The sequence below is a fragment of the Sandarakinorhabdus glacialis genome (assembly GCF_014643455.1).
GTDB lineage: Bacteria > Pseudomonadota > Alphaproteobacteria > Sphingomonadales > Sphingomonadaceae > Sandarakinorhabdus > Sandarakinorhabdus glacialis.
The window spans coordinates 55,434-79,898 of sequence record NZ_BMJM01000008.1; the positions used below are offsets into that span (position 1 = coordinate 55,434).

Genomic DNA, 24,465 nt, shown 5'->3' on the forward strand with positions numbered 1-24,465 from the left:
CGCGTCGTCGGACACGACAAAGGCGCGGAGGTTGAAACCTCCGCGCCTTTGCGCGCCGTCCGGCCTTCGGCGAGTCGGTCGGGAGCTTTCGCTCCCGTCCGCCGCCGTGCAGCTTACTTAAGCTCGACGGTACCACCAGCAGCTTCGATCTGAGCCTTGAACTTCTCGGCATCAGCCTTCGAAACGCCTTCCTTGACGGCCTTTGGAGCCGATTCAACGAGCGTCTTGGCTTCGGTAAGGCCCAGGCCGGTGATGGCGCGGACTTCCTTGATGACGTTGATCTTCTTGCCGCCGTCGCCGGTCAGGACGACGTCGAATTCGGTCTTCTCTTCAGCAGCAGGAGCAGCGGCAGCAGCTGGACCGGCCGAAACGGCGACGGCGGCAGCGGCGGAAACGCCCCATTTTTCTTCGAGCATCTTGGCGAGGTCGGCAGCTTCGAGAACGGTCAGAGCCGAAAGCTGTTCGACGATCGAGTTAAGGTCAGCCATGTGTAGTCTCCAGTTTTCTGTGTCTTGCGAACGCGGTATTCACCGCAGGTTTAAGCAGCGTCCTTGGTGGCATAGGCCCCGAACACGCGGGCAAGCTTGCCAGCGGGTGCATTGACCAGCTGGGCGAGCTTGGTAGCCGGCGAGCTGATGAGGCCGATGAGCGTTGCACGAAGCGCGTCGAGCGACGGCAGTTCGGCAAGCGCCTTGACGCCATTCACATCGAGGACAGTCGTTCCCATCGCGCCGCCGACAACCTCGAACTTGTCCGTGGTCTTGGCGAATTCGACAGCGACCTTGGCAGCCGCGACCGGGTCGGTCGAGGTTGCAAAGCCGATCGGGCCAGTCAGCAATTCGCCGAGCGGCTGGTAGGGCGTGCCTTCGAGTGCGAGACGTGCAAGGCGATTCTTGGTCACCTTGAAGCTGGCTCCGGCATTGCGCATCCGGTTCCGAAGATCGGTGACTTGGGCCACCGTCAGACCATGGTTGCGAGTGACCACAACGACGGACGTTTCGGACAACGTCTTGGCAAGACCAGAGATCTGCTCGGATTTTTGAGCGCGATCCATGCTCTCTCCTTAGGTTACGACGGCACTTGCGTGACGCCAGTTGAGCCAAGGCCAGGAGGGTCCGGGCCAGGGCCCGTCCGCGGGATCGTCGCCAGACGCTTCGGGTTGCCCCGTTCGCAAGGCCCGGCAACCATCGCTGGCGACCGGAAAAACTTTCCTCGTCTCATGCAGGCCCCTGAGGCTTAAGCGCACCTTTGCCAAAGCATTGGCACGCACCTGCAATCTCGGACGGTTTTCCGCCCCGATTCGATCGATAGGCGACCGCATCGGGGCAGGAAGTTGGGGGCGCCTACAGCAGAATCCGCGAAAACGCAAACCCTGCCGAGGCAGGCGCCTCAGATAGCGTGACCGACAGTCGTGGTGTCGACGCGAACGCCGGCGCCCATGCTCGAGCTGAGCGCGACCTTCTGGAGGTACTTGCCCTTGGCGCCCGATGGCTTGGCACGCACGACCGCATCGAGCAGCGCGTCGAAGTTGGCGCGCAGATCTTCCTGCGGAAAGCTGGCCTTGCCGAGCATGCCGTGGATAATCCCCGCCTTTTCGACGCGATACTCAACCTGGCCGCCCTTGGCAGCCTTGACGGCTTCACCGACGTTCATGGTCACGGTGCCGAGCTTGGGGTTCGGCATCATGCCCTTGGGGCCGAGAATCTTGCCGAGACGGCCGACGAGGCCCATCATGTCCGGGGTGGCGATGCAGCGATCGAAATCGATGGTGCCGCCCTGGACGATCTCGAGCAGGTCTTCGGCGCCGACGACATCTGCACCAGCTGCCAAAGCTTCCTCGGCCTTGGCGCCGCGTGCGAACACGCCGACACGAACCGTCTTGCCGGTACCCTTGGGCAGGGTGACGACGCCGCGGACCATCTGGTCGGCGTGGCGCGGATCGACGTTCAGGTTGATGGCGACTTCGATGGTCTCGTCGAACTTGGCGGTCGCGTTGGCCTTCACCATCGCCAGCGCCTGGTCGAGATCATAAAGCATTTCGGGGTTCACGGCTGCGGCGAGTGCCTTGGCCTTCTTGGACTGTGCCATGATCTTAGCCCTCCACTACTTCGAGGCCCATTGCGCGGGCGCTGCCTTCGATCGTCTTCATCGCCGTCTCGATCGAGTTGGCGTTGAGGTCGGGCATCTTCTGCTCGGCGATGGCCTTGATCTGCGTCTTGGTCAGCTTGCCGGCAGGATCGCCCTTGCCTGGCGTCGTGCCACCCGACTTGAGCCCGGCAGCCTGCTTGATCAGGAAGCTGGCTGGCGGCGTCTTGGTGATGAAGCTGAACGAACGATCGGCATAAACCGTGATGACGGTCGGGATCGGGGTGCCCTTTTCAAGGGATTCGGTCTTGGCGTTGAACGCCTTGCAGAATTCCATGATGTTGACGCCGCGCTGGCCAAGCGCCGGCCCGATTGGCGGCGATGGGTTCGCACTGCCGGCTTTCACCTGCAGCTTGATGTAACCTGTAATCTTCTTTGCCACTGTGGCTCTCCTTTAGTGGTGCAAACGGCCGCAAGCGGCCTCCCACGGTTGAAGTCGAAAAGCCTACTTCTGCTTTTCGACCTGCTCGAAGCCGAGTTCGACGGGCGTTGCCCGGCCGAAGATCGACACCGAAACCTTGACCCGGCCGTGATCGAAATCGATCTCCTCGACCAGGCCGTTGAACGAAGCGAACGGGCCGTCGAGGACGCGCACCTGGTCGCCAATTTCGAAATTGGCCTTGTGCCGCGTCTTGGCGGTCGGCACGTCCTCGGCCTTGGTATTCAGAATGCGCGCCGCTTCGCTTTCGGAAATCGGCTGCGGCTTGTTCTGCTGCCCAAGGAAGCCCGTGACCTTCGGGGTATTCTTCACAAGGTGATAGACGTCATCGGTCATGTCGAGCTTGGCGAGCACATAGCCCGGGAAGACCTTCTTCTCGACGGCGCGCTTCTTGCCCTTGAAGACTTCATTGACGGTCTCGGTCGGCACCGAAACCTCGTCGATGAAGACGTCGAGTCCCTTACGGGTGGCCTCGGTCAGGATCGCCTCGCGAACCTTGTTCTCGAAACCCGAATAGGCGTGAATGATGTACCAGCGCGACATGAGAGCCCTTAAACCTTAACCGGCAAAACTGAGCAGGAACTTGACGAACCGGCCCAACACCTGGTCGACACCGACAAAGAACAGCGCCAGAATCGACGTCATGATCAACACCATGATGGTCATGCGGATGGTTTCGCTGCGCGATGGCCAGACGACCTTGGTCATCTCCGCCTTCACCTGGTTGACGAACGTACCGATCGAAACCCGCGGCTTGGGCGGCAGAATGGGCTTAGGGCCCACGACCTTCAGTTTCGTATCGATCGCCATCGAATCAGCCAGTCTTTCAATACCGAACCAAAAACACCAAAATCCGGCTGTTGCCCCATATTCCGGGGCGCACAACCGGTGCCGCAATCTTTACGAACCCCGATTCGTTCGTATCAAGTCGTTCACCAATAAAGCTTTTTCAAGCCCGACTGGCAGGAGTGGAGGGGTTCGAACCCCCGGCCCTCGGTTTTGGAGACCGATGCTCTACCAGCTGAGCTACACTCCTAGGGTCGGGCTGCGGGCTATACCGACGCACTTCCTCCTGCGCAAGAGCCGGCTTTTGCCAACCAGCGCCTTATCTTGCGGTGATCGGCATCGCGGCTGCCGGCAAGCCCCGGCGCTGCGGTCCGCGCATCCCGCAATCCCTCCAGCGCCCGCATCAGCACCTCGAGCGGCGGGCCACTCGCCGTCACCTGCGCCTTGTGGACCGGCGCCAGGGCCTCGGATGGCCCGGCGACATATCGTTCGACGAACAAGTGATGGTGCTGGCGCGCCGTGTCGGCAAAGGCGTCGGTAACCTCCAGCAGCAGCCGGGCATTGGTCTCCAGCGCCGGGGTGCGCGGGCCTTCGATTTCGGCCAGCAGCAAATCGAGCAGGCTGGGATACTGCATGCACTCGCGCAGCCGCGCCTGGTCGCTCGGCGGCATGAAGCTCATCTTGTCGGTGATCAGGTGGGCATAGCTCGGGTCGCGCGCACTCAGCAACCCGAGTGCGAGGTCGAGCTCGTTGATCCCCGAAAAATCACCGCCATTGGCGCCGCGAAACTCCTGCCGGCCGACGCGATACGGTTTGTAATACGGCCGCACGCTGAAGAAAAAACGATCGGTGTTGAGCGTGGCCGCCAGCCGCGCGTTGACCACCGCCACCGCGCGCAGTTCCGCCGCCGCCGCCGACAGCAGACCGTCGGCCACCGGGTTGCCGATCCCCAGCGGCTGGATGCGGTACAGCGCATCGGCGGCGCGCTGCATGCCGGCGATGGCGCGGGCGTTCTCGTCGATGAACAGGAACTCGTCGGACAGCGATGTAAAGCTTTTGCGAACCCCGCCGATCGCCCGGTTGCGCGTCGTCAGATGCGCCGTCGCCATCCGCGGCGCCATGCCGATCGACGCTCCTGCCTGAAGCGCCAGCGAGGACGCCGCGCGGAGCGGCGAGCGTTCCTCGCGCGCCGGATTGGTCAGCTCGTGCCGCCGCATCGCCGCCATGTACAGCCCGACATTGCCGAGCACGTCGAAGGCGCTGTCGAAGCCGCCACCGGTATTGCCCTCGCTTGCCAAGGCCTCGGCATGCGCGTCGCCCTCGGCATGCAGCGCCGCCTTGATGGCATCCCCTGTTCCATCGACGTTGGAGCGGTCGTCCTGAACGAAATACAGCGCCTCGAGCTCGGTATTCATCTGGACGAAGCCGGTCCGGATCCAGCCATCGAATGCGTCTGATGCAGTGCTCATGCGCCCAATTAGGCGCTCGCGATGGTCCGCGCCAGCACCAGCCCCCGAGAATGCGGTTGAGCGAACCGCCTCGAGCCGCTATCGAAGCCGTCCGGCGCGGGCGTAGCATAGTGGTAATGCACTAGCCTTCCAAGCTAGCTAGGAGGGTTCGATTCCCTTCGCCCGCTCCAATCCGGCTCAAATCCCGGCCTTGCCCAATGGCTTGAACGCCCCGCCTTAACCATTGCCGACGTCCGCCGTTCATCTCGCTGGCGCCGCAGCGCGCCTGACGATGGCGCCCCGCGCGCCGGGAAAGGTCGATGATGACAATGCACGAAGGCCGACTGGTCGCGATCGGTGAGCATCTCGCCCCGGCGGCTGCGGAAACCCACGCCGCCGCTGCCGGCCTCGCCTTTTTCGACCAGATCCGCGCGCTGGTGGTGCGCACCCGGCTGCCGCCCAACACCGATGTCTACGACCTGTTCTGGCGCTATGTCCGCGACGAGGACCACGACCTGTCGCTCGCCATCGATACCGCGATCGCCCATGACCAGCTCGACCTTGCCGCCGTCGCCGCGCTGCGCCGCTGCCATTGCCAGGATGACGACGTCGGCGCCGTCGAGGTCGCAGCGCTCGTCGCCGCCGCGCACGACCAGGCCGAGGCGCTGACCCAGCGTATCGAGGCCGGGCGCACCGACCTTGCCGACTATGGCCGCGCCATTGCCGATGGCGGGGCGCGGCTGGCGGCGCCGCTCGACGCGTCGGGGCTGGCGGTGCTGCTCGAACAGCTCGGCAGCGCCACGCGGACCATGCAGGCCGCCAACACTCGGCTCCACGACGAGCTTGCCGCCGCCGCCACCGAAGCGCGCGAGCTGGGCGAACGGCTGGGGGCTGCCGAGCGCGCCGCGATCACCGACCAGCTGACCGGCGCGCTCAACCGCCGCGGCACCATCCAAACGCTCGAACGCGCCCAGTCCGCGGCGCGCATCGCCGACGGCACGCTCGCGGTGGCGATGCTCGACATCGACTATTTCAAGAATTTCAACGATCGCTTCGGACATTCCCTCGGCGATGAAGTGCTGCGTTTCGTTGCCCGCCATGTCGCCGACCGCATCGCCCCGCGCGGCGGCACCGTCGGCCGCATGGGCGGCGAGGAGTTCATCGCCATTTTGCCCGATCACGACATCGTCGCCGCGACCTCGGTCATCGACCACGTGCGCGCCGAACTCGCCGGCCAGATCATCCGCAACGCCGCCGACGGCTCGAGCATGGGCCGCGTCAGCTTTTCGGCAGGCGTCGCGACGGACCGCGTCGACGACAGTTGCGACACGCTTATCGACCGCGCCGACAAGGCGCTCTACTGCGCCAAGCGCATGGGCCGCGACCGGGTTGTGCCCGACCGGCGTTGAGCGCGGTGGGTGCCGGATGGCGGGGCGCTGAAAGCAAAGATTGACACCTGCCCGCCCATTCGCCACTAGGCCCGCTCTTCGCCTGCCAAGCGAGAACCTCGTGGAGGGGTGGCCGAGCGGTCAATGGCAGCAGACTGTAAATCTGCCGGGTTCGCCCTACGTTGGTTCAAATCCAACCCCCTCCACCACTTCGCCGCCGCCCGATTGACGCACAGTTTCGCTCTGCGTTCGCCTTGTCCCGCGCAGCGCACGACCTGCCGTAACAAATCCGTCTCGATGTTTCCAAACCCCATGCCATGCGTTTCATCGAGGTTGAGGAGACACAATCATGCGCAGCTATACCACTATCGGCATCGTTCTTGCCCTTTCCGCCGGAACCGCGAGCTTCGCCCAGACGGCTGCCGCACCCGCCGCCTCGGCCTCGGCCCAATTGAGCGCCGGCGCACCGATCTTCGACACGGCCGGCACCCAGATCGCCACCGTCGATTCGATCAACGGCGACAATGTCGTCGTCTCGACCGGCACCAACAAGATCGCCATTCCAAAGGCATCGTTCGGCGTCGGTGAAAAGGGTGCGGTCATCGCCGCCACCAAGGAACAGCTCGACGGCGCCGCCGGCCAGGCCGCCACTGCCGCCAAGCAGGCACTGCTGTCGAAAATGACGCCCGGCGCCGAGGTTCGCGGCACCGGCGGCGCGACGCTCGGCAAGGTCAAGGCCGTCGAAGGCGACATCGTCCTCGTCGAGACGCCCAAGGGTGAAGTTCGCGTGCCGTCGGCAGGCTTTTCGGCCGGTCCGGCCGGCCTTGTCCTCGGCATGAGCGCGGCTGATTTCGAAGCTGCCGTCGCTGCGGCAACCCCGGCGGTCTGACGCCAGGCATTGCGAAGGTGACGGGCGGGGGCTTTCCGGCTAAGCCCCCGCCATGGGACGCAGACCAGTTACACGAAATCATGGGCCAAAGAGCACATACCCCCGCATTTACGGACGCCACGCGGTCTTCGCAGCGCTCGACAATCCGGAGCGGGTGTTCCGCAAGCTCTACCTGACCCCCGCGACCGCCAAGGTCGTAGTCATCCCGACCGGACTCAATGTCCAGTTCGGCGATGACCATGATCTCGGCCGCCTGGTGCCGCCCGACGCCCCGCACCAGGGCTTTGTCCTCGAGGTCGAGCCGCTCGAATCGGTCTGGCTCGGCGATGTCCTCGCCGATGCGAAGAACGACGGCGACAACCGTCCGATCATCGTCCTCGACCAGGTCACCGATCCGCACAATGTCGGCGCCATCATGCGCTCGGCCGCCGCCTTCAACGCCCGCGCCCTGGTCACCCAGGACCGTCACGCCCCCGGCGAATCGGGCGTCCTCGCCCGCTCGGCGTCGGGTGCACTCGAGCTTCTGCCGTGGTGCCGCGTCGTCAACCTGGCCCGCGCCCTCGACGAAATCGGCGAGGCCGGCTTCTGGCGCATCGGCCTCGACGGCACCGCCGAAGTCGAGCTCGAAAGCGCCATGTCGAAAACCCAGCCCTGCCTGATTCTCGGCGCCGAAGGCGAAGGCATGCGCGCCCTCACCCGCGAGCGCTGCGACCAACTCGCCAAGCTGCCGATAAGCGCCGCCATGGAGAGCCTCAACGTCTCGAACGCCGCCGCAATCGCCCTCTACGCCGCAGCGCGACGGGGCCTGTAGGAAGCTGTCATCCCCGGCTCGACCCGGGACCTAGTTTCTTTTCCGCGAGCTCCGCCTTCAGTAGCTCTCCGACGCATAGACGTTCGCCACATCGCCGCCCCAGGCGCCCTCGTACAGCGCCAGCATCCGATCAGCGTTGGTCTTGCCGCTTGCGGCGACCTCACGCAGCGGGTTGAGGAAGCCCTGCTCGGTATCGCCCATCCGGTTAAGCCGCGCCCGGCGTCCCAGCCCGGCATCCGCAATGCCCAGCACCTGCTTCGCCAAATCCTGCAAACTGCCGCCATTCGGACTCGCCGCCTGCAGGCCCAATCGCGGCACCTCGGCACGCAGCCGGTCATGATCGGCATGCGACCAGCCCTTGACCAGCTGCCACGCCGCATCCAGCGCGACATCGTCGTACAACAACCCGACCCAGAATGCCGGCAGTGCACAGATCTGGTCCCAGCGCCCGCCATCGGCGCCGCGCATCTCGAGATAACCCTTCAGCCGGACCTCGGGAAACGCCGTCGACAGATGATCCTTCCAATCGCCGAGCCTGGGCTTTTCGCCCGGCAAAACGCTCAGTTTCCCATCGAGGAAATCGCGAAAGCTCAAGCCCGCCGCATCGATATATTTCCCGTCCCGATAGACAAAATACATCGGCACATCGAGCGCATAGTCGGTGTAGCGCTCGAACCCGAAGCCATCCTCGAACACGAACGGCAACGTCCCCGTCCGCGCCGGATCGGTATCAGTCCAGATATGGCTCCTGAAGGATTTGAAGCCGTTGGGCTTGCCTTCGGTGAACGGCGAGTTGGCGAACAGCGCCGTCGCCAGCGGCTGCAACGCCATCGACACGCGAAATTTCATCACCATGTCGGCCTCGGACGCATAGTCCAGATTGGTCTGGATCGTGCAGGTCCGCAGCATCATGTCGAGCCCCAATGACCCGACGCGCGGCATGTGGCTGCGCATGATGACATACCGCCCCTTGGGCATCACCGGCAGTTCGGCGCGCGTCTTGTCGGGCCAGAATCCCACCCCCAGGAACCCGATCCCAAGCCGGTCGCCGACTTCGCGGCACTGCGCCAGGTGCCGGTTCGATTCGGCACAGGTCTCGTGGATCGTCTCGAGCGGTGCCCCCGACAGCTCGAACTGCCCCGCCGGCTCGAGGCTGATGGCGCCATCCGCGCCCTTCATGGCGATGACATTCCCGCCTTCGTAAACAGGCTCCCAGCCGAACGCCTCCATGCCCTTGAGCAGGTCGCGGATGCCGCCCGGCTCCTCATAGCTCGGCGCACCGTGATCGCTCAGCCGATAGACGAACTTCTCGTGCTCGGTGCCGATTCGCCAGTCCGCAGCGGGTTTGTTGCCCGCCTGGAACACCCCCACCAGCTGATCGCGGTTTTCAATGGGGGCGTCATCGCCCGTGGTCGTTCCGGGATTGCTCATGCCGTCGCGTCTAGCCGCGACCGCGGCGGTGCGCAATTGAGCGTGGCTTGGAACCCCCCTTATGCTAATAGCCCTGTAATGCGCGCCGCCCTCCCCCTCCTCGCCGCGCTCGTGCTGTCCGCCTGCGGTGACCAGGCCGAACCCGCCCCCGTCCCGGACAAGAACGCCGAGGCCATCGCCCGCATCGCCGCGGCGCCGGGCGGAACCACCCGCTGGCCCCCCGACGCACCCGCATTCATCCCGCAATATCCCGGCGGCGCGGTGACCGCCGCCAGTGGCGGCAACGGCGTCGTCGGCGACACGATCGTCACGTTTAACACCCCCGACAGCCCCGACGCCGTCGTCGCCTTCTACCAAGCGCAGGCGACAAAGGCCGGCCTCGCCCGCATCTCGGCACTCAGCACCAGGCAATCGACGCTGTTCAGCGCCGGCGACCCCGCCACCGGCCGCGGCATGACCATCCAGGCCGCCACCCGCGGCGACCACACCGCCGCCGCCCTCTCCTTCGCCCGCGGCCGTGCCCCCGGCTAAAGCTTGGCGCTTATCATAGTGCCGGTGCCGCCCCGCCTGTGTCACACTCCCGCCGCAGGGTAGGAGACACGACATGCACGACCTGGTCATTCGCGGCGGCACGATCGTCGACGGCACCGGCGCCCCCGCCTTCATCGGAGATGTCGCCATCGACGGCGGCCGCATCACCGCGGTCGGCACCGTAACCGCCCGCGGCACAAGGGAAATCGACGCCACCGGCCACCATGTCACCCCCGGCTTCGTCGATATCCACACCCATTACGACGGCCAGGCGACCTGGGACTCCGAAATGGCGCCGTCGTCGTGGCACGGCGTCACCACCGTCGTCATGGGCAATTGCGGCGTCGGTTTCGCCCCCGCCCGGCCCGACAAGCACGACTGGCTGATCGGGCTGATGGAGGGCGTCGAGGACATTCCCGGCACCGCATTGGCCGAAGGCATGAGCTGGAACTGGGAGACCTTCCCCGAATATCTCGACGCGCTCGAGGGCCGCGCCCGCACCATCGACGTCGCCACCCACGTCCCCCACGGCGCCGTCCGCGCCTATGTCATGGGCGAGCGCGGCGCCAACAACGAGGCGCCGACCGAACACGAGATCGCCCAGATGAGCGCCATTGTCGAAGAAGGCCTGCGCGCCGGCGCCCTCGGCTTCTCGACCAGCCGGACGGTGCTGCACAAGTCGATCGACGGCGTCCTCGTCCCCGGCACCACCGCCACCAAGGAGGAGCTCATCGGCATCGGTCGCGCCGCCGGCCGCGTCGGCCACGGCGTCTTCGAAATGGCGTCCGACCTCAAACGCGAATGGGACGAATTCGGCTGGATGGGCGCGCTCTCGAAGGAAACCGGCATGCCCGTCACCTTCGCCATGCTCCAGTCGATCGCCAAGGAACTGCCTTGGGAAGAACAGATGTCCGAAACGGCGAAATGGAACGCCGACGGCGCCAACATCGTCGCCCAGATCGCCTTGCGCGGTACCGGTATCCTGATGGCATGGCGCGGCACCGTCCACCCGTTCAAGTTCCGCCCGTCATGGGCCGCAATCGACGCGCTGTCGTGGGCCGAGCAATGGGCCCGCATCAGCGACCCGGCGTGGAAGGAGCTGCTGCTCGCCGAGGAAAACGTTTTCCCCCAATCCGACGTGCTGCCGCTACTCCATGCCGTCGCACTCGGTTTCAGCGCCCAATACGGCATGAACGACGGCTTCGACTACGAACCCACGCAAGCCCAGTCCATCGAGGCACTCGCCGCCGCCGCCGGCAAGTCTTCCGCCGAATACGTCTATGACCTGCTGTCGTCGGCGGACGGCACCGGCTTCATCTACTTCCCCATCCTCAACTATGCCGACGGCAACCTCGATTTCGTCGAGGGGCTGCTCAATCGCGACGACACCATCATCTCGCTGTCCGATGGCGGCGCCCATTGCGGCACGATCTGCGACGCCGCCTCGCCGACCTACCTCCTCCAGCACTGGGTCCGCGACCGCAGCCGCGGCACCATCACCATCGAAAACGCCATCAAGCGCCAGTGCAGCGACACCGCCCGCCTCTACGGCATGAACGACCGCGGGCAGCTCGCGCCCGGGATGCTCGCCGACCTCAACATCATCGACCTGCCGCGCCTGAAACTCCTCGCCCCTTGGATGGCCTTCGACCTCCCCGCCGGCGGCAAGCGTCTGCTGCAAAAGGCCGACGGCTATGTCGCGACGATCAAGTCGGGCGTCGTCACCTTCGAAAATGGCACCATGACCGGCGCCTTCCCCGGCATCCTCGTCCGCGGCCCACAAGGCAAACCCGCACTGGCACTGGCGGCGGAGTAGCGCCCCGCCGCACCACCCCTCCCCCCTTTCGTCATGCTGAACTTGTTTCAGCATCCATCCCGCCGCCGGGCCAGCCCTTGCCAGCCGCACAATGGATGCTGAAACAAGTTCAGCATGACGATCGCTTGTTGTGAGTTGGCAGGCTCAGATCGTCAGGCTGACGACGTGCTGCCCCGGCGCCAACACCCATTCTGTGCCACCCTCGACCACAGCCAACGCCACCCCATCCAGAGTCGCTCCAACCCCACCCCGCCCAATCTCGATCCGATAAACGGCCTCCCCCAGCACCACCTCCACAGAGATCCCCGGCCATCCCTCCGGCAAGCACGGCTTCAACCGCACCACATCACCCGCCACCCGCAGCCCGATAATCCCCTCGATCCCGGCACGATACATCCACCCCGCCGCCCCGGTATACCAGGTCCACCCCCCGCGCCCGTCGTTCGGCGCCACCGAATAAACGTCCGCCGCGACCACATAAGGCTCGACCCGATAATGGTCGGCATCCCCCAACGTCAGCGCATGATTGACCGGATTGAGCACCCCGAACAGCTTCGCCGCCCCATCCCCGTCGCCCATCCGCGCCGCCGCCAGGATCGTCCACATCGCGGCGTGACTGTATTGCCCGCCATTCTCGCGCAGCCCCGGCGGATAGCTGCGGATATAACCCGGATCATGAATCGTCTTGTCGAACGGCGGCGTGAACAGCTTGACGATCCCCACCTTGTCATCGACCAAATGCTTGCGCACCGACGCCATCGCCTGCGCCGCGCGCGCCGGCTGCGCGGCACCGCTCAGCACGCTCCACGTCTGCGCGATCGAATCGATCCGGCACTCGTCGCTGTCCTTCGACCCCAGCCAGGTGCCATCGTCATAGGTCGCGCGGCGATACCATTCGCCATCCCAGGCATGCGTCTCGATCGCCGCCCGCACGCTATCGGCATGCGCCCGCCACCGCGCCGCACGCTCGGGCTCGCGCGCCTCGGCAAAGGGCGCAAACCGGTCGATGGCGTGGATGAGGTGCCAGCCGAGCCAGACGCTCATCCCCTGCCCGCCCTCGCCGACACGGTTCATGCCGTCGTTCCAGTCCCCCCCGCCGATCAACGGGATACCCAGTGCCCCGGTCAGCCCCATCGATTGGTCGAGTGCCAGCGCACAATGACTGTAAAGCGAAGCCGTATCGACACTCGTCCCCGGCTGGTAAAACGCATCATGCTCGCCAGGCTCGAGCAATCGTCCCTCGAGGAACGCGATCTGCGTCTCGAGAATCGCCGCGTCGCCGGTACGCTCGACATAATCCGCCACCGAGATCGCCAGCCAGCCGCGATCGTCCGAAATCCGTGTCCGCACGCCGCGCCCGCTCTCGGGCAACCACCAATGCTGGACATCGCCCTCGCGGAACTGGCGTCCTGCGGCGCGCAGCAGATGCGGCCGCACGAGATCGGGCCGCGCCAGCAGCAGCGCCCCGCCATCCTGCAACTGATCGCGGAAACCATAAGCGCCGCTGGCCTGGTAAAAGCCGGCGCGGCCCCACACCCGGCAACCGAGCACCTGATACAGCAGCCAGCCATTGACCATGATATCGAGCGCGCGATCCGGCGTGCGGACCTGCACCGTCCCCAGCGTCACCCGCCAATGCGCCGCCGTCTTCGCCAGTTCGGCATCGAGATCGGTGTCGCGCCATTCGCGCACCAGCGCCCGCGCCGCATCGCGGTCGGCGGCCTGTCCGATCGTCCAGACGATCTCCGCCGATTGGCCGGGCGCCAGCGTCACATTGGTCGTCAGCACCGCGCACGGATCGAGCCCGGCCCCCGCCGCGCCCGCCAGCGGCGCATCGCTCGCCAGTGCGGCCGGCGCCGACATGCTGCCGCCGCGCCCGAGGAACGCGGCGCGGTCGCACGTCCACCCGGTCTGGCAGCCGCCGAGATCGGCAAAGGCAATCCGCCCGCCGGTCTCGGGGTCGAACGGGTTGCGGGCGAACAGCGCGCCGCTGGCCTCGTCGTGCTCGGTGACGATGTGCGACGCCGTTTTCGATCGCGCCTGCCCAAGCACCCATTCGGCGTACCCGGTCACCGACAGCGTCCGCGGCTCCTCCGACATGTTGCGCAGCGTCAACCGCGCCAACCGCAGCGGCGCCTCCATCGGCACATGGATCAACAAGTCGCTCTCGATGAAGTTCGCCGCCGCATGAAAGCGAGTATAACCAAACCCATGCCGCGTGATGCGCGTGCCCCCCGGACCCGCCGGCGCCGCAGTCGGCGACCAGACCTGCCCGGTATCGGCATCGCGGATATACAGCGTGTCGCCCGGCGGATCGGCAACGGTATCGTTCGACCACGGCGTCAGCTGGTTGTCGCGCGCATTGCCCGACCAGATCGAGCCCAGCGCATCGGCCGACACCTGGCAGCCGAACACCGGATTGGCGATAACGTTGATCCACGGCGCCGGCGTCGCCGCACGATCGGCGAGGATGATCGCATATTCGCGGCCATCGGCGTGAAACCCGCCATAGCCGTTCCAGAACTCCAGCTCGCCGGCATGTGGCAGCGCGGCGTCGGCAACCCGGCCGGCGCGCGGCGCATGCGTCGGCAACCACGCCGGCGCCGCTATGGCCGGCAGCGCCACCAGCGTATCGCGCTGCAACTGCCGCCGCAGCGAGCCGCGCTGCGCCACGATCTCCACCCGCGACAAGGCCCGCAGCGCCGACACCTGCTGTTCGAGCATCAAGTCGCCGCGCAGCGTGAAGACATCACCGCGCAACCCCGGCGGCGCCGGCCGCGCCCGCACCACCCGCACCGCATTGTCGATGGCGATCTGCAGATCCTGCACATACGACGCCTTGCGCTCGTTGAGGATCACAAGGTCGAACGACAAATACCGCCCCTGCAGGAACTCGAACGCGCGCAGCAGATCCTCGACGACGGTCATGTCGCGCGGGTCGTCGATGCGCACCAGCAGGATCGGCCGGTCGCCCGAAATGCCGTGTACCCATAGCGACGATTGCGGCCCGGCAGCAGCGGCGACGAGGTCCGGCGGCGGCGCGTGCAATCGCCCGGCATGGACAATGTGCGCCGCCAGCCGCTGGAAATCGGCGGCATCGCCCGGCGCCAGCTGCAGGAACCGCCGTTCGATCTGCGCCTGCGTCCACGCCCCGACCTGCGCCCGGTCATACGCGCTGGGGTCGCGATGCCGGTCGATGCCGTCCTCGAGCTCCGCCCGCGACGCCGCCGCAATCGTCCAGAACGCCACCTTCACCGTGCCGCCGGGAGGCACCAGCAACGGACAGCGCAGCGCCAGCATCGGATCGAGCACCGTCCCGGCATGACCCTCGAGCGGATGCGAAAAACCCCAGGGGTCGGCAACCGAGCGCCCGCGCCCGATAAAGGCGCTGCGACCCGTTTCCCACGTGACCGGCCCCGCCGTCTTGCCCTCGATGACCGCGAGGTGCGCCACCCAGACCGACGGATCGTCCGATCCGCGCGGCCGCCGATGCGCGATCAGCACCGGGCCGTCGGTGCATTCGGTCTCGATGAACATCCGCGCGAACGCCGGGTGGGCAAGGTCGGTCGCCGCATCCCCCAGCGCCAGTTCGATGCACGAGGTCAGGTCGATCTGGTGCTGGACCCGACCGCTATTGGTCAACGTGACGCGGCGCACCTCGGCGTCGTCCTCGGGCGAGATCAGCACGTCGGTGGTCGTCGTGATGACCCCGTCGCGGCGCTGGAACGAGGCCCGCCCTTCGGTGAAACTCGCCGAATAATATTGCGGCTGGACCGGCATCGGTGCCAGCGTCGCCGACCAGGACGTCCGCGTCTGCCGGTCGGTCAGGTAAATCCATGATCCCGCGCCGTGCACCACCGGGTCCTCGCGCCAGCGGTTGATCGACAGGCCCTTCCACCGGCTGCTGCCCGACCCGGCACTGGTCAACAGCACCGAATATCGCCCGTTCGACAGCAAATGCACCGGATGCACCGCCGCCGGCACCGCGCCATAGGTCCGCACCGCGCCCGCATCCGCCGGCCGGTCGATCGCCGCCACCATGGCCTCCTCGGCGCGCGGCGCAAAGGTGCCGACACCGCGCGGCGGCCGCTCATGCAGCAGCAGTTCAGCCGCCCGAATCATCGGCTCGGCATGAAACGCGTCGCGCAACTTCCCGCCATCGAGCACATTGGCAATCGCCAGCAGCGCCATGCCCTGGTGATGCGCCATATAGTTCCGCACCACGGCAAACCGCTCGCCCTCAGGCACCCGCGCCGGCGTGAAATCAACCGCCTCGTAAAAGCCGTAAGCCCCCCGCGCCCCCATCGTCTCGAGCACATCGAAATTGTCGAGCGCCGCGACCGCATCGACCATCGTCGCCAGCCCCGTCGCATAGGGCGCGATGACCAGATTCTCCGAAAGCCCGCGCTTCAGCCCCAGCCCCGGCACGCCGAAATTGGAATATTGATACGTCATCTCGCGGTCACGGGCATTGTAGCCCGATTCGGAAATGCCCCACGGCACCTTGGCCTCGCCTGCATATTCGCGCTGCCGCTCGACCACCAGCCGGTTCGACGTCTCGAGCAAGCTGCCGTCGGGCGCCCGCATCAACAGCGACGGCATCAGATACTCGAACATCGACCCCGACCAGGAAATCAGCACCGACGACGCCCCGACCGCGGTCGCACTCCGCCCCAGCCGACCCCAATGCTTGGCCGGCAAATCGCCCTTGGCAATCGCGAACAGGCTGCCTAACCGCGCCTCCGACGCCAGCAGGTCGTAACAGCCCTCATCAAGCCGATTATCCGCCGCCGACCAGCCGATCGACAGCAGCAACCGGTCCTTGTCGACAAGAAAACCAAAGTCCGTCGCCATCGCAAAATCGCGCGCCCGCACCGCAATCGCCCCGGCCCGCGCCGCACTTGCCGCGTCAGTCCACGCCGCCACAAGGTTCGCCAGCGCGATCAAATGCCCCGCCAGATTACCGCTATCGACCGACGACACATACGCCGGATCGAGCACCCGCAAATCGCGCGTGTCGTACCAGTTGAACAAATGCCCGCGGTGCCGCGCCAGCCGGTCGAGCGTCGCAAAGGTCGCCTCCAACCGATCGAGCGCCGCCGCCGGCGTACACCAGCCCCGATTGCGCGCCGTTGCCACCACCAGCAGGTACAGCCCGATATTGGTCGGCGAAGTCCGCCCCGCCACCACCGGCTCGGGGCTCTCCTGGAAGTTATCAGGCGGCAAATGATGATGCTCGGCGGTGACGAAATTCGTGAAAAACGCCCAGGTTTCGCGCGCCACAGCCTCCAGCCGGGCCCGCTGCGCCGCATCGAGCCGCGGACTCGTCGCGACCGGTCGCGGCCGGCTGACCAGCCACGCCAGCCACGGCGCCGCGGTCCACACCAGCACCAGCGGCACCACGATCGGCCACACTCCCGGCTGCCGCCACAGCGCCGCCGCGGCCAGCACCAGAACCACCACCACCGACCGCCCCATCATCGCGTACATCGCGGAAATACCCGGATCCGGCGCCGCGCTCGCCTGCGCCGCCGTCCGCCATTCGAGCAGATTGCGCCGCGACACGAATAGCCGCCACAGCGTCCGCACGATCGCATCGACCATCCGCACCGCCTGGTCGGCCAGCGTCACCAGTTGCAGCGCCGCCTGCCCCAGCGCGGCCCCGATATCATGCACGATCGTCCGCAGATGCGCGCGCAGCGCCACGTCCCGCCCGCGCAGTGCCAGCAACAAGGACGGCAGCGGCAACAGCGGCGGAATCGCCACCAGCAGCAGCACGCCCAGCGTCCAGGCGATCGCCGTCGCCGCCGGCAGGAACCAGCCGCCAACCAGTGCCACCAGCGTCGCCGGCGCCACCAAAGATCGCCGCAGATTGTCGAGCATCTTGCCCCGGCCATTGCCCGTCAGCGCCTGCGCCGGGCTGCGTCCCCGCGCAAAGATCCACGGCAGCAACTGCCAGTCGCCGCGCACCCAGCGATGCTGGCGCCGCACCGCGACGTCGTACCGGACCGGGAAATCCTCGACGACCTCGACATCCGATATCAGCCCGGCGCGGGCATGAATCCCCTCGAACAAATCATGGCTGAGCATCGTGTTCGGCGGCACGCGTCCCGCCAGCGACGCCATGAACGCATCGACTTCGTAAATGCCCTTGCCGGTGAACGAACCTTCGCCGATCAGGTCCTGGTACAGGTCCGACGCCGCCGCGGCGTAGGGATCAATTCCCGCTGGCCCGCCCGCCAGCGTCTCGAACCGCGACGGCCCGCGCCCCAGTGGCAGCGCGATCGTCACGCGCGGCTGCATGATGCCATAGCCCGACGTCACTCGCCGCACCGCCATGTCGAAGCGCGGCCGATTGAGCGGATGCGCCATCTTGCCGATCATCCGCCGCGCCGTGCCGAGCGGCAGCCGCGTATCGGCATCGAGGGTGATTACATAACGTACCTGCTCCGGCACCGCCGGCGAACCGCCGTCCGCTGCGACATATGACGTATCGGTGGCACCGCGAAGCAGCCGGTTGAGCTCGTGGAGCTTGCCGCGCTTGCGCTCCCACCCCATCCAGACACCCTGCGACGCGTTGAATTGCCGCCGCCGGTGCAGGAACAGGAACCGCGCGCCGCCGCCCTCGACCGGATAGCGCGCATTGAGCGCCGCCGTCGCCGCGCGCGCACTCGCCAGCAACGCATCCTCGCCCTCGACCGTCTCGGTATCGGCATCGGTAAAATCCGATAGCAGCGCATAATGCACCGCGTCCTCGCGCGTCGTCAGGTGGTGCACCTCGAGATCGGCAATCGCCGCCTCGATGCCGCTGCCTGGCCCAAGCAGCACCGGCACCACCACCAGCGTTCGCAATTCCGCACCGACACCGCCGTCCAGCTCGAGCGCCGGGATGATCCGCGGCGGCAGCAATCGCGCCATCGCCCGGTTGATCACCGCCGTCGCGGTTTCGATCGACAGCACCAGCACCGCCGCCAGCAACAACAGTCCCAGCAACAATGATCCCGGCGTTCCGTCACCGACGGCGCCGAGGCGACCGAACCCCGCCGGTGGCACATTCTCGAACGCCGTCATCGGCACAGTCTCGAATGCGGCCAGCGGCAAAAGCGCCAACAGCGCCCCCAATAGCAGGATTAGCCCGATGTAGAGCCGGACACCGCCCTCGCGGACCTGCCGCGCCAACCGCGTCTCTGTTGGCGGCACATAGCTGATTTCGTCCTCGATCGCCGCGCGCCCGTTGCCGATCAGGTAGAATCCCGGGTCCTTGTCGATATCGTTGGTGCGCACCTGCGCCCCGGCCAGCGCGATAGCTTTTCCGGCCACCGCATCCTCGGAATACGACGACCCGCGCGACAGTTCCTCAAGCGCGTTGCGGTACAAATTACGCGACGGAAAATCCATGTCGCCGAAATTGCTGCCGGCGCGCAGCACCCGGTCGGCGAGGCTCAGCGCCTCGACCATCCCGCCCCAATCGGATTCGGCGATGGCGCGCATCGCCATGATAATGTTGCGGATCGACGCCGTCGAGGCGATCAGCTCGGCCTGCGCGACCGTATCGAGGTCCGAAATACTGGTGCCGCGCGCATGGGCATGCGCCTCGAGCCAGCGCCGCGCCGCCTCGCTGCGACTGTCGACATCGCGCAGCCGCAGCGCCAGCTGGCTGATGAACGCCGGCGACTGCGCCCGGTCGATGTTCACCAGGCTGTTCAGCGCAACCATGTCGGTCGGCGCCGCGAACAGCGCATCGGCAAAGCCATCGGCGCGCGCCCGGTCGAGCTCGTCGATGATCGCCAAATCCGCCAGCCGCCGCAAATTCTCGACCAGCACCAGCTGGAGCGAGATCGCCAGCGCCCATAGCTCGCCGATGGTCAGCGCATTGACCTGCTGGTACGCCGCGACAAAGCGCTGGAAACGCTCGTCCTCGAACAGGCTGTCGCTATGCGCGACATAGGCCCAGCTGATCCCGAACACCCGCGGCAGCGTCGCCAGCGGGCCGTCCGCCAGCTTGGGCAATTGCCGATAGAAATCCGCCGGCAGGTCGTCGCGGATCTTGCGGATCTGCTTTTCGACGATGTGATAATTGTCGATCAGCCATTCGGCCGCCGGGGCAATGGGCCGGCCCTGCTCGATCGCCCGCGCCGTCTCGCGATAGGTCTGGCGCAGCGCCGCGTCGTTATCGTCGAGCCGGATCAGCAACTGCCGTGATCGCAGCGTCCCCGGCACGATCTGCTGCGCTCGCGCCAACGACCGGGCATGCGCCTCCAGCCGATCCGCCCCGAACAATTCGGCGCGGATCGGCCGGCTGTCGCTCCAGGCGGACGCTGTAAGCTGGCCGCGGTTGAATGACTTGTCGAAGCCCGTGAGGCGTAGAAGTCGGTCAACCACCATCAAGCCAAGCTAGCGTCAGTTGCCGCCCAACCGCCAGCGGCAAATGCAGATATTTCGGGCTTTTGCGCAATGTCCGGCCAGGGCCTGCCAACCCGCCCTAGGGTTGCAGGACCACTTTGGTGAACTCATCCTGCTTGTTGAGGAAATTGGCGTACGCGCCGGGTGCCTCCGATAGCTTCAGCCGGTGACTGATGATCACGTCGGGCTTGATATCGCCCGCCTCGATCCGCGCCAGCAGCGGTTTCATATAGCGATGGACATGGGTTTGCCCGGTCTTGAGCGTCAGCCCCTTGTTGACGAACGCGCCCATGGGCAATTTGTCGACCATCCCGCCATAAACGCCCGGCATCGAGATCGTCCCGCCCTTGCGGCACGCGACGATCGCCTGTCGCAGCACATGCGGCCGGTCGGTGCCCAGTCCCGTCGCCTGCTTGGCGCGGTCAATGATATTGTCGATCGCCAGCCCGTGCGCTTCCATGCCGACCGCATCGATGCAGCGATCGGGACCACGTCCGCCGGTCGTCTCCGCCAATGCCGCCATCACGTCGACCAGCTCGAAATTGAGCGTCTCCGCCTTGGCCTCGGCCGCCAGCGCCAGCCGGCCCGGCCGGTGATCGATGGCAATGACCCGCTCGGCACCGAGCAGGAATGCCGACCGTATGGCGAATTGCCCGACCGGCCCGGCGCCCCAGATCGCCACCGTATCGCCCGGCTCGATGTCGGCATTCTCCGCCGCCATCCAGCCGGTCGGCAGGATGTCCGACAGGAACAGCACCTGCTCGTCGCTCAGATGCGCCGGCACCTTGAAGCAGCCGGTATCGGCGAACGGCACCCGGACATATTCGGCCTGGCCGCCGGCATAACCACCGAGCATGTGCGAATAGCCGAACAGCCCCGATGGCGAATGCCCCATCAGCGCTTCGGCAAGGTCCTGGTTGTCGGCCGGATTGCTGTTGTCGCACAGCGATGTCAGCGTCTTTTCGCAGAAAAAACACTGGCCGCAGGCGATGGTGAACGGCACCACGACCCGGTCGCTGACCTTGAGATTGGAGACGCCTTTGCCGAGCGCCACGACCTCGCCCATGAATTCATGGCCCAGGATGTCGCCCGCCTGCATCGACGGGATCATGCCGTCGTAAAGATGCAGGTCGGAGCCGCAGATCGCCGTCGAGGTGACGCGGATGATCGCGTCGCGCGGGTTAACGATCTCGGGGTCGGGAACAGTATCGACGCGAATGTCTTTCTTGCCGTGCCAGCGGACTGCGCGCATGGAAAATCCTTCAGAATAGCAACGATAAAGCTCAAGCCTTGGGGACGGTGCCCTGTGGTGAATTGGTGGCGATCTCGCCGGTCTCGATCAGGCTCTTGAAGCGCTTGAGATCGCGGCGAAGCTGGATTCCCGGCTCGCGCTGGGTCAGCTTGGCGGCATAGCGCCCCATGCTGCCACCCGGCGGCCGATACGCGACCGCGGCATGGATCTCGGTGCCGCGGCCACCGACCGCGTCGCGGAACTCATAACGCGCAGTGGTCGGCACCTTCGATCCCGGCACCGAGGCGATCGCCAGCAATTCGCCCGGCCGTTCGTCGGTAATGCGGGCATCCCATTCGACCGGCCCGGTCGGATCGATCGAAACAAAGTGCAGCCGGCCATCGCGGCGAATCCGGACGCTTTCGACGTTGAACGCCCAATAGGGCCAGCGCTGGATCTCGCGGAACTGCCGATAGACCATCTCTCGCGGCGCGTTGATGGTGACGGCGCGCGACACCAGCGCCGCGCTCGACCACCCCGCCGCCTTGGCGATCTCGGCCTCATCGGGCCGCTGGCCGATCAGCCGCTTGGCCGGCGACGCACCGGTGACGCCGCGCGCTACCAGCAACGATCCGAGCAACCCCATCAGCACGCCGGCGGTGCCCTTCTGCTGGGTAGCAATGACCCCGATTACCGATCCGGCGGCAACCGACAGCCCGCGCTCGACCGGCTTCAGATTGCGGCGCGGCGCTATACGCGTGCCGGGAGGGGCAAGATTTCCATCGATATCAGACACGATTTTCCCTTTGCTTTCAGGATTTTTCAATCGTCGGCGTCAATAAACCGGGCGGACGCTCGGCTCGCGATCCCAGCGGCGACCGGCTGCCATGCGATCGACGAACACCGCGCCGCCGGCATCGACCGCCACCACCGCGTCGTCGGCAACCACCCCGGCCTTGTCGAGCAACGGCTGGGCCGCGGTGCCATAGCCGATGACCTTCAGATGGCTGAAGGCATCATGGACAAAGGCCACAGCCGCCGCATCGTTGACCAGCCTGGCCACCGCATCGGCGCCGGCGAGGACGACGACCGCGTCGAACAGCACCGAAGGCCCGCCCTGCAGCTGATGCTCCGCCGCGCGCAATGATCCATCCGACAACGTCACGCCGCCGACCTTGGGACAAATGACCTTCAGCGTCGCACCGGACTCGCCGAGGACGTTCTCGAGCGAGGCCAGCGCGTTCGCATCGGCACCGTCGCCAAGCAGGACGCCGACCTTGCGGCCAAAGACCAAAGGTGCCGGCCGGGCAAGAATGCTCAGCGACGGCGCCAGCGGCATATCGGTCGGCTCGACTGCCGGCGTGATCACCGGAATATCGCCGACATAGCCCAGCCCGGTGGCAACCCGCTCGCCCAGTTCGGGCAAGATCACCGAAAGGTGGCCCAGCATCGTCGACCGGATGAACAGCGTCTCGACCTTGCTCAGTTCGAACACCAGCGCCGCGACGATATGGTTCTGCTCGGGTTCGGTCTGGCTCAGGAAGAACTGCCGGGCCTGGCTGTAATGGTCGGCAAAGCTCTCCGGCCGCGCCCGCACCTTGGTGCCATCCATCGGGCTCGGGAACGTGCGGAAGCCGCGCTCGGCAGATTCGCGGGGGCCCGCCGGATCGAGCAGGCTCGGCGTGTACGTCACCCGCTGCGGATGCACGATCGTCTGCATATGCCCCTCGCGCTGCATGTTGGCGAACGGGCACTTGGGCGTGTTGATCGGGATCTGGTGAAAATTGGTCGAACCGAGGCGCTTCAACTGGGTATCGAGATAGCTGAAATTGCGCCCGTGCAGCAGTGGATCGTCCGAAAAATCGATGCCTGGCACGATATTGGCGGTGCTGTAGGCGACCTGCTCGGTCTCGTCGAAAACGTTGGCCGCGTTGCGATCGAGCACCAGCCGGCCAATGGTCCGCAGCGGAATCAACTCCTCGGGAATCAGCTTGGTCGCATCGAGGTGATCGAACGGCAGCGCATCGGCTTCTTCCTGGGTGAACAGCTGGACGCCGAGTTCCCACTCGGGGAAATCGCCATTGTCGATCGCTTCCCACAGGTCGCGGCGATGGAAATCCGGATCGGCGCCGTTGATCTTGACCGCCTCGTCCCAGACCACCGACTGCATGCCGAGCTTGGGCGTGAAGTGGAACTTGACGAAGGTCGACGTGCCATCGGCCGCAACCAGCCGGAAGCTGTGGACGCCGAACCCCTGGATCATCCGCGTCGAGCGCGGGATGGCGCGATCCGACATCGTCCACATGATCATGTGCATCGCCTCGGGCGTGCAGGCGATCCAGTCCCAGAACGTGTCGTGCGCCGATGCCGCCTGCGGCCAGCCGCGATCGGGCTCCTCCTTCACCGCATGCGCGAGATCGGGAAACTTGATCGCGTCATGGATGAAGAACACCGGGATATTGTTGCCGACAATGTCCCAATTGCCTTCCTTGGTATAGAATTTGACCGCGAACCCGCGCACGTCGCGCGGCAAATCGGCCGACCCCTTGTTGCCCGCCACCGTCGAGAACCGCACGAAAACCGGCGTCTTCTCACCCACCTCACCGAGCACTTTGGCCGTCGTCTTGTCGGCCAGGCTGTCGGTCAGCTCGAAAAACCCATGCGCGCCAAGCCCGCGGGCATGGACCACCCGCTCGGGAATCCGCTCGTGATCGAAGTGGAAGATCTTCTCGCGCAGCACGAAATCCTCGAGCAGCACGCTGCCGCGCGGGCCGGCGCGCAGGCTGTTGTGATCATCGGAAATCGGGATGCCCATGTTGGTCGTCAGCAGCGGCTGGTCGCCTTCCGCCTGCTGGTGAAGCTCGCCGCCGACACCCCGCACCATGCGCCCCAATGGGTTGGCGAGGTCGACCCGCGGGTCGACCGCATCGGCCTTCTGCTTGGCGGCCTTCGCCGCAAGCGTGTTTTTCACGGAATCGTTCTTGGTGGCCATGTTCGATGCTCCGAAATGATCCGGCAGACGGCGCGGAAGGGGACCAGCCATGAACGGCATCGGCGTTGAATCGTTCCCTGCATTTTGCGTCGCATCTCACAGCCGCTTGACGCCTGGCCCCCGCCGGCGCGACACCGGTGTCGACACTGGCACAG

At 66.0% G+C, this 24,465-nt stretch carries 17 protein-coding genes and 3 tRNA genes; 7 read left to right on the forward strand and 13 right to left on the reverse strand.

Annotated features, from left to right (window positions below; all coding sequences use genetic code 11):
- Positions 1-113: 113 nt before the first annotated feature.
- The 8 genes from rplL to IEW98_RS11745 form a co-directional block, all read right to left on the reverse strand.
- Entirely contained in the window at positions 114-488 is a 375-nt protein-coding gene (rplL, locus tag IEW98_RS11710) for a 50S ribosomal protein L7/L12 (protein WP_188763146.1), read from the reverse strand.
- 50 nt (positions 489-538) lie between these two features.
- Complete coding sequence (gene rplJ, locus IEW98_RS11715) at positions 539-1,054, reverse strand: 50S ribosomal protein L10 (protein WP_188763147.1); 516 nt, start codon at positions 1,052-1,054, stop codon at positions 539-541.
- 335 nt (positions 1,055-1,389) lie between these two features.
- A complete protein-coding gene (gene rplA / locus IEW98_RS11720) occupies positions 1,390-2,088 on the reverse strand; it encodes a 50S ribosomal protein L1 (RefSeq protein ID WP_188763148.1) in 699 nt (232 codons plus the stop codon).
- A gap of 4 nt (positions 2,089-2,092) precedes the next feature.
- A complete protein-coding gene (gene rplK / locus IEW98_RS11725; RefSeq protein ID WP_188763149.1) occupies positions 2,093-2,527 on the reverse strand; it encodes a 50S ribosomal protein L11 in 435 nt (144 codons plus the stop codon).
- Between the two features lie 63 nt (positions 2,528-2,590).
- Entirely contained in the window at positions 2,591-3,127 is a 537-nt protein-coding gene (nusG, locus tag IEW98_RS11730; RefSeq protein WP_188763150.1) for a transcription termination/antitermination protein NusG, read from the reverse strand.
- 15 nt (positions 3,128-3,142) lie between these two features.
- Entirely contained in the window at positions 3,143-3,394 is a 252-nt protein-coding gene (gene secE / locus IEW98_RS16790) for a preprotein translocase subunit SecE (RefSeq protein ID WP_188763151.1), read from the reverse strand.
- 150 nt (positions 3,395-3,544) lie between these two features.
- Positions 3,545-3,620, reverse strand: a tRNA-Trp gene (locus IEW98_RS11740).
- 16 nt (positions 3,621-3,636) lie between these two features.
- Entirely contained in the window at positions 3,637-4,839 is a 1,203-nt protein-coding gene (locus tag IEW98_RS11745) for a monodechloroaminopyrrolnitrin synthase PrnB family protein (RefSeq protein WP_188763152.1), read from the reverse strand.
- A 96-nt stretch (positions 4,840-4,935) separates the two neighbouring features.
- Here IEW98_RS11745 and IEW98_RS11750 point away from each other — a divergent pair.
- The 5 genes from IEW98_RS11750 to rlmB all read left to right on the forward strand — a co-directional run bounded on the left by IEW98_RS11750 (position 4,936) and on the right by rlmB (position 7,906).
- Positions 4,936-5,009, forward strand: a tRNA-Gly gene (locus tag IEW98_RS11750).
- 129 nt (positions 5,010-5,138) lie between these two features.
- The gene (locus IEW98_RS11755; protein WP_188763153.1) at positions 5,139-6,227 is read left to right on the forward strand and encodes a GGDEF domain-containing protein; all 1,089 of its coding nucleotides are present in this window, start codon (positions 5,139-5,141) and stop codon (positions 6,225-6,227) included.
- A 102-nt stretch (positions 6,228-6,329) separates the two neighbouring features.
- Positions 6,330-6,415, forward strand: a tRNA-Tyr gene (locus IEW98_RS11760).
- Positions 6,416-6,555: 140 nt separating this feature from the next.
- Positions 6,556-7,095 (forward strand): hypothetical protein, encoded by a 540-nt coding sequence (locus IEW98_RS11765; protein WP_188763154.1) that lies wholly within the window; start codon positions 6,556-6,558, stop codon positions 7,093-7,095.
- Between the two features lie 52 nt (positions 7,096-7,147).
- On the forward strand, positions 7,148-7,906 hold the full coding sequence (gene rlmB / locus IEW98_RS11770; RefSeq protein WP_188763155.1) for a 23S rRNA (guanosine(2251)-2'-O)-methyltransferase RlmB: 759 nt from the start codon (positions 7,148-7,150) through the stop codon (positions 7,904-7,906).
- Positions 7,907-7,963: 57 nt separating this feature from the next.
- On the opposite strand, the gene IEW98_RS11775 is transcribed toward rlmB, so the two are convergent.
- On the reverse strand, positions 7,964-9,337 hold the full coding sequence (locus IEW98_RS11775; RefSeq protein WP_188763156.1) for a glutamate--cysteine ligase: 1,374 nt from the start codon (positions 9,335-9,337) through the stop codon (positions 7,964-7,966).
- Between the two features lie 78 nt (positions 9,338-9,415).
- Here IEW98_RS11775 and IEW98_RS11780 point away from each other — a divergent pair, with 78 nt between their 5' ends.
- Both IEW98_RS11780 and IEW98_RS11785 read left to right on the forward strand, forming a co-directional pair.
- Positions 9,416-9,868, forward strand: a complete 453-nt coding sequence (locus tag IEW98_RS11780; protein ID WP_188763157.1) for a hypothetical protein — start codon at positions 9,416-9,418, stop codon at positions 9,866-9,868.
- 73 nt (positions 9,869-9,941) lie between these two features.
- Entirely contained in the window at positions 9,942-11,684 is a 1,743-nt protein-coding gene (locus tag IEW98_RS11785) for an N-acyl-D-amino-acid deacylase family protein (protein ID WP_188763158.1), read from the forward strand.
- A 144-nt stretch (positions 11,685-11,828) separates the two neighbouring features.
- On the opposite strand, the gene IEW98_RS11790 is transcribed toward IEW98_RS11785, so the two are convergent.
- From IEW98_RS11790 to IEW98_RS11805, 4 genes are all read right to left on the reverse strand, one after another.
- Positions 11,829-20,069 carry a glycoside hydrolase family 94 protein gene (locus IEW98_RS11790; protein ID WP_188763159.1) on the reverse strand — a complete coding sequence of 2,747 codons (8,241 nt, stop codon included), beginning with the start codon at positions 20,067-20,069 and terminating at the stop codon, positions 11,829-11,831.
- Positions 20,070-20,166: 97 nt separating this feature from the next.
- Positions 20,167-21,339 (reverse strand): zinc-dependent alcohol dehydrogenase, encoded by a 1,173-nt coding sequence (locus IEW98_RS11795; RefSeq protein ID WP_188763160.1) that lies wholly within the window; start codon positions 21,337-21,339, stop codon positions 20,167-20,169.
- A 31-nt stretch (positions 21,340-21,370) separates the two neighbouring features.
- A complete protein-coding gene (locus IEW98_RS11800; RefSeq protein ID WP_188763161.1) occupies positions 21,371-22,114 on the reverse strand; it encodes an SRPBCC family protein in 744 nt (247 codons plus the stop codon).
- A 39-nt stretch (positions 22,115-22,153) separates the two neighbouring features.
- Positions 22,154-24,310, reverse strand: a complete 2,157-nt coding sequence (locus IEW98_RS11805; protein WP_188763162.1) for a catalase — start codon at positions 24,308-24,310, stop codon at positions 22,154-22,156.
- Between the last annotated feature and the right edge of the window lie 155 nt (positions 24,311-24,465).

What these genes read in the sequence shown, in the direction of transcription:
- IEW98_RS11775 (WP_188763156.1), bottom strand. Translation starts at nt 9,337, where the DNA reads ATGAGCAATCCCGGAACGACCACGGGCGATGACGCCCCCATTGAAAAC.
- IEW98_RS11790 (WP_188763159.1), bottom strand. Translation starts at nt 20,069, where the DNA reads ATGGTGGTTGACCGACTTCTACGCCTCACGGGCTTCGACAAGTCATTC.
- rplJ (WP_188763147.1), bottom strand. Translation starts at nt 1,054, where the DNA reads ATGGATCGCGCTCAAAAATCCGAGCAGATCTCTGGTCTTGCCAAGACG.
- IEW98_RS11795 (WP_188763160.1), bottom strand. Translation starts at nt 21,339, where the DNA reads ATGCGCGCAGTCCGCTGGCACGGCAAGAAAGACATTCGCGTCGATACT.
- IEW98_RS11805 (WP_188763162.1), bottom strand. Translation starts at nt 24,310, where the DNA reads ATGGCCACCAAGAACGATTCCGTGAAAAACACGCTTGCGGCGAAGGCC.
- secE (WP_188763151.1), bottom strand. Translation starts at nt 3,394, where the DNA reads ATGGCGATCGATACGAAACTGAAGGTCGTGGGCCCTAAGCCCATTCTG.
- IEW98_RS11745 (WP_188763152.1), bottom strand. Translation starts at nt 4,839, where the DNA reads ATGAGCACTGCATCAGACGCATTCGATGGCTGGATCCGGACCGGCTTC.
- rplA (WP_188763148.1), bottom strand. Translation starts at nt 2,088, where the DNA reads ATGGCACAGTCCAAGAAGGCCAAGGCACTCGCCGCAGCCGTGAACCCC.
- IEW98_RS11785 (WP_188763158.1), top strand. Translation starts at nt 9,942, where the DNA reads ATGCACGACCTGGTCATTCGCGGCGGCACGATCGTCGACGGCACCGGC.
- rplL (WP_188763146.1), bottom strand. Translation starts at nt 488, where the DNA reads ATGGCTGACCTTAACTCGATCGTCGAACAGCTTTCGGCTCTGACCGTT.
- rlmB (WP_188763155.1), top strand. Translation starts at nt 7,148, where the DNA reads ATGGGACGCAGACCAGTTACACGAAATCATGGGCCAAAGAGCACATAC.
- IEW98_RS11780 (WP_188763157.1), top strand. Translation starts at nt 9,416, where the DNA reads ATGCGCGCCGCCCTCCCCCTCCTCGCCGCGCTCGTGCTGTCCGCCTGC.
- nusG (WP_188763150.1), bottom strand. Translation starts at nt 3,127, where the DNA reads ATGTCGCGCTGGTACATCATTCACGCCTATTCGGGTTTCGAGAACAAG.
- IEW98_RS11765 (WP_188763154.1), top strand. Translation starts at nt 6,556, where the DNA reads ATGCGCAGCTATACCACTATCGGCATCGTTCTTGCCCTTTCCGCCGGA.
- IEW98_RS11755 (WP_188763153.1), top strand. Translation starts at nt 5,139, where the DNA reads ATGATGACAATGCACGAAGGCCGACTGGTCGCGATCGGTGAGCATCTC.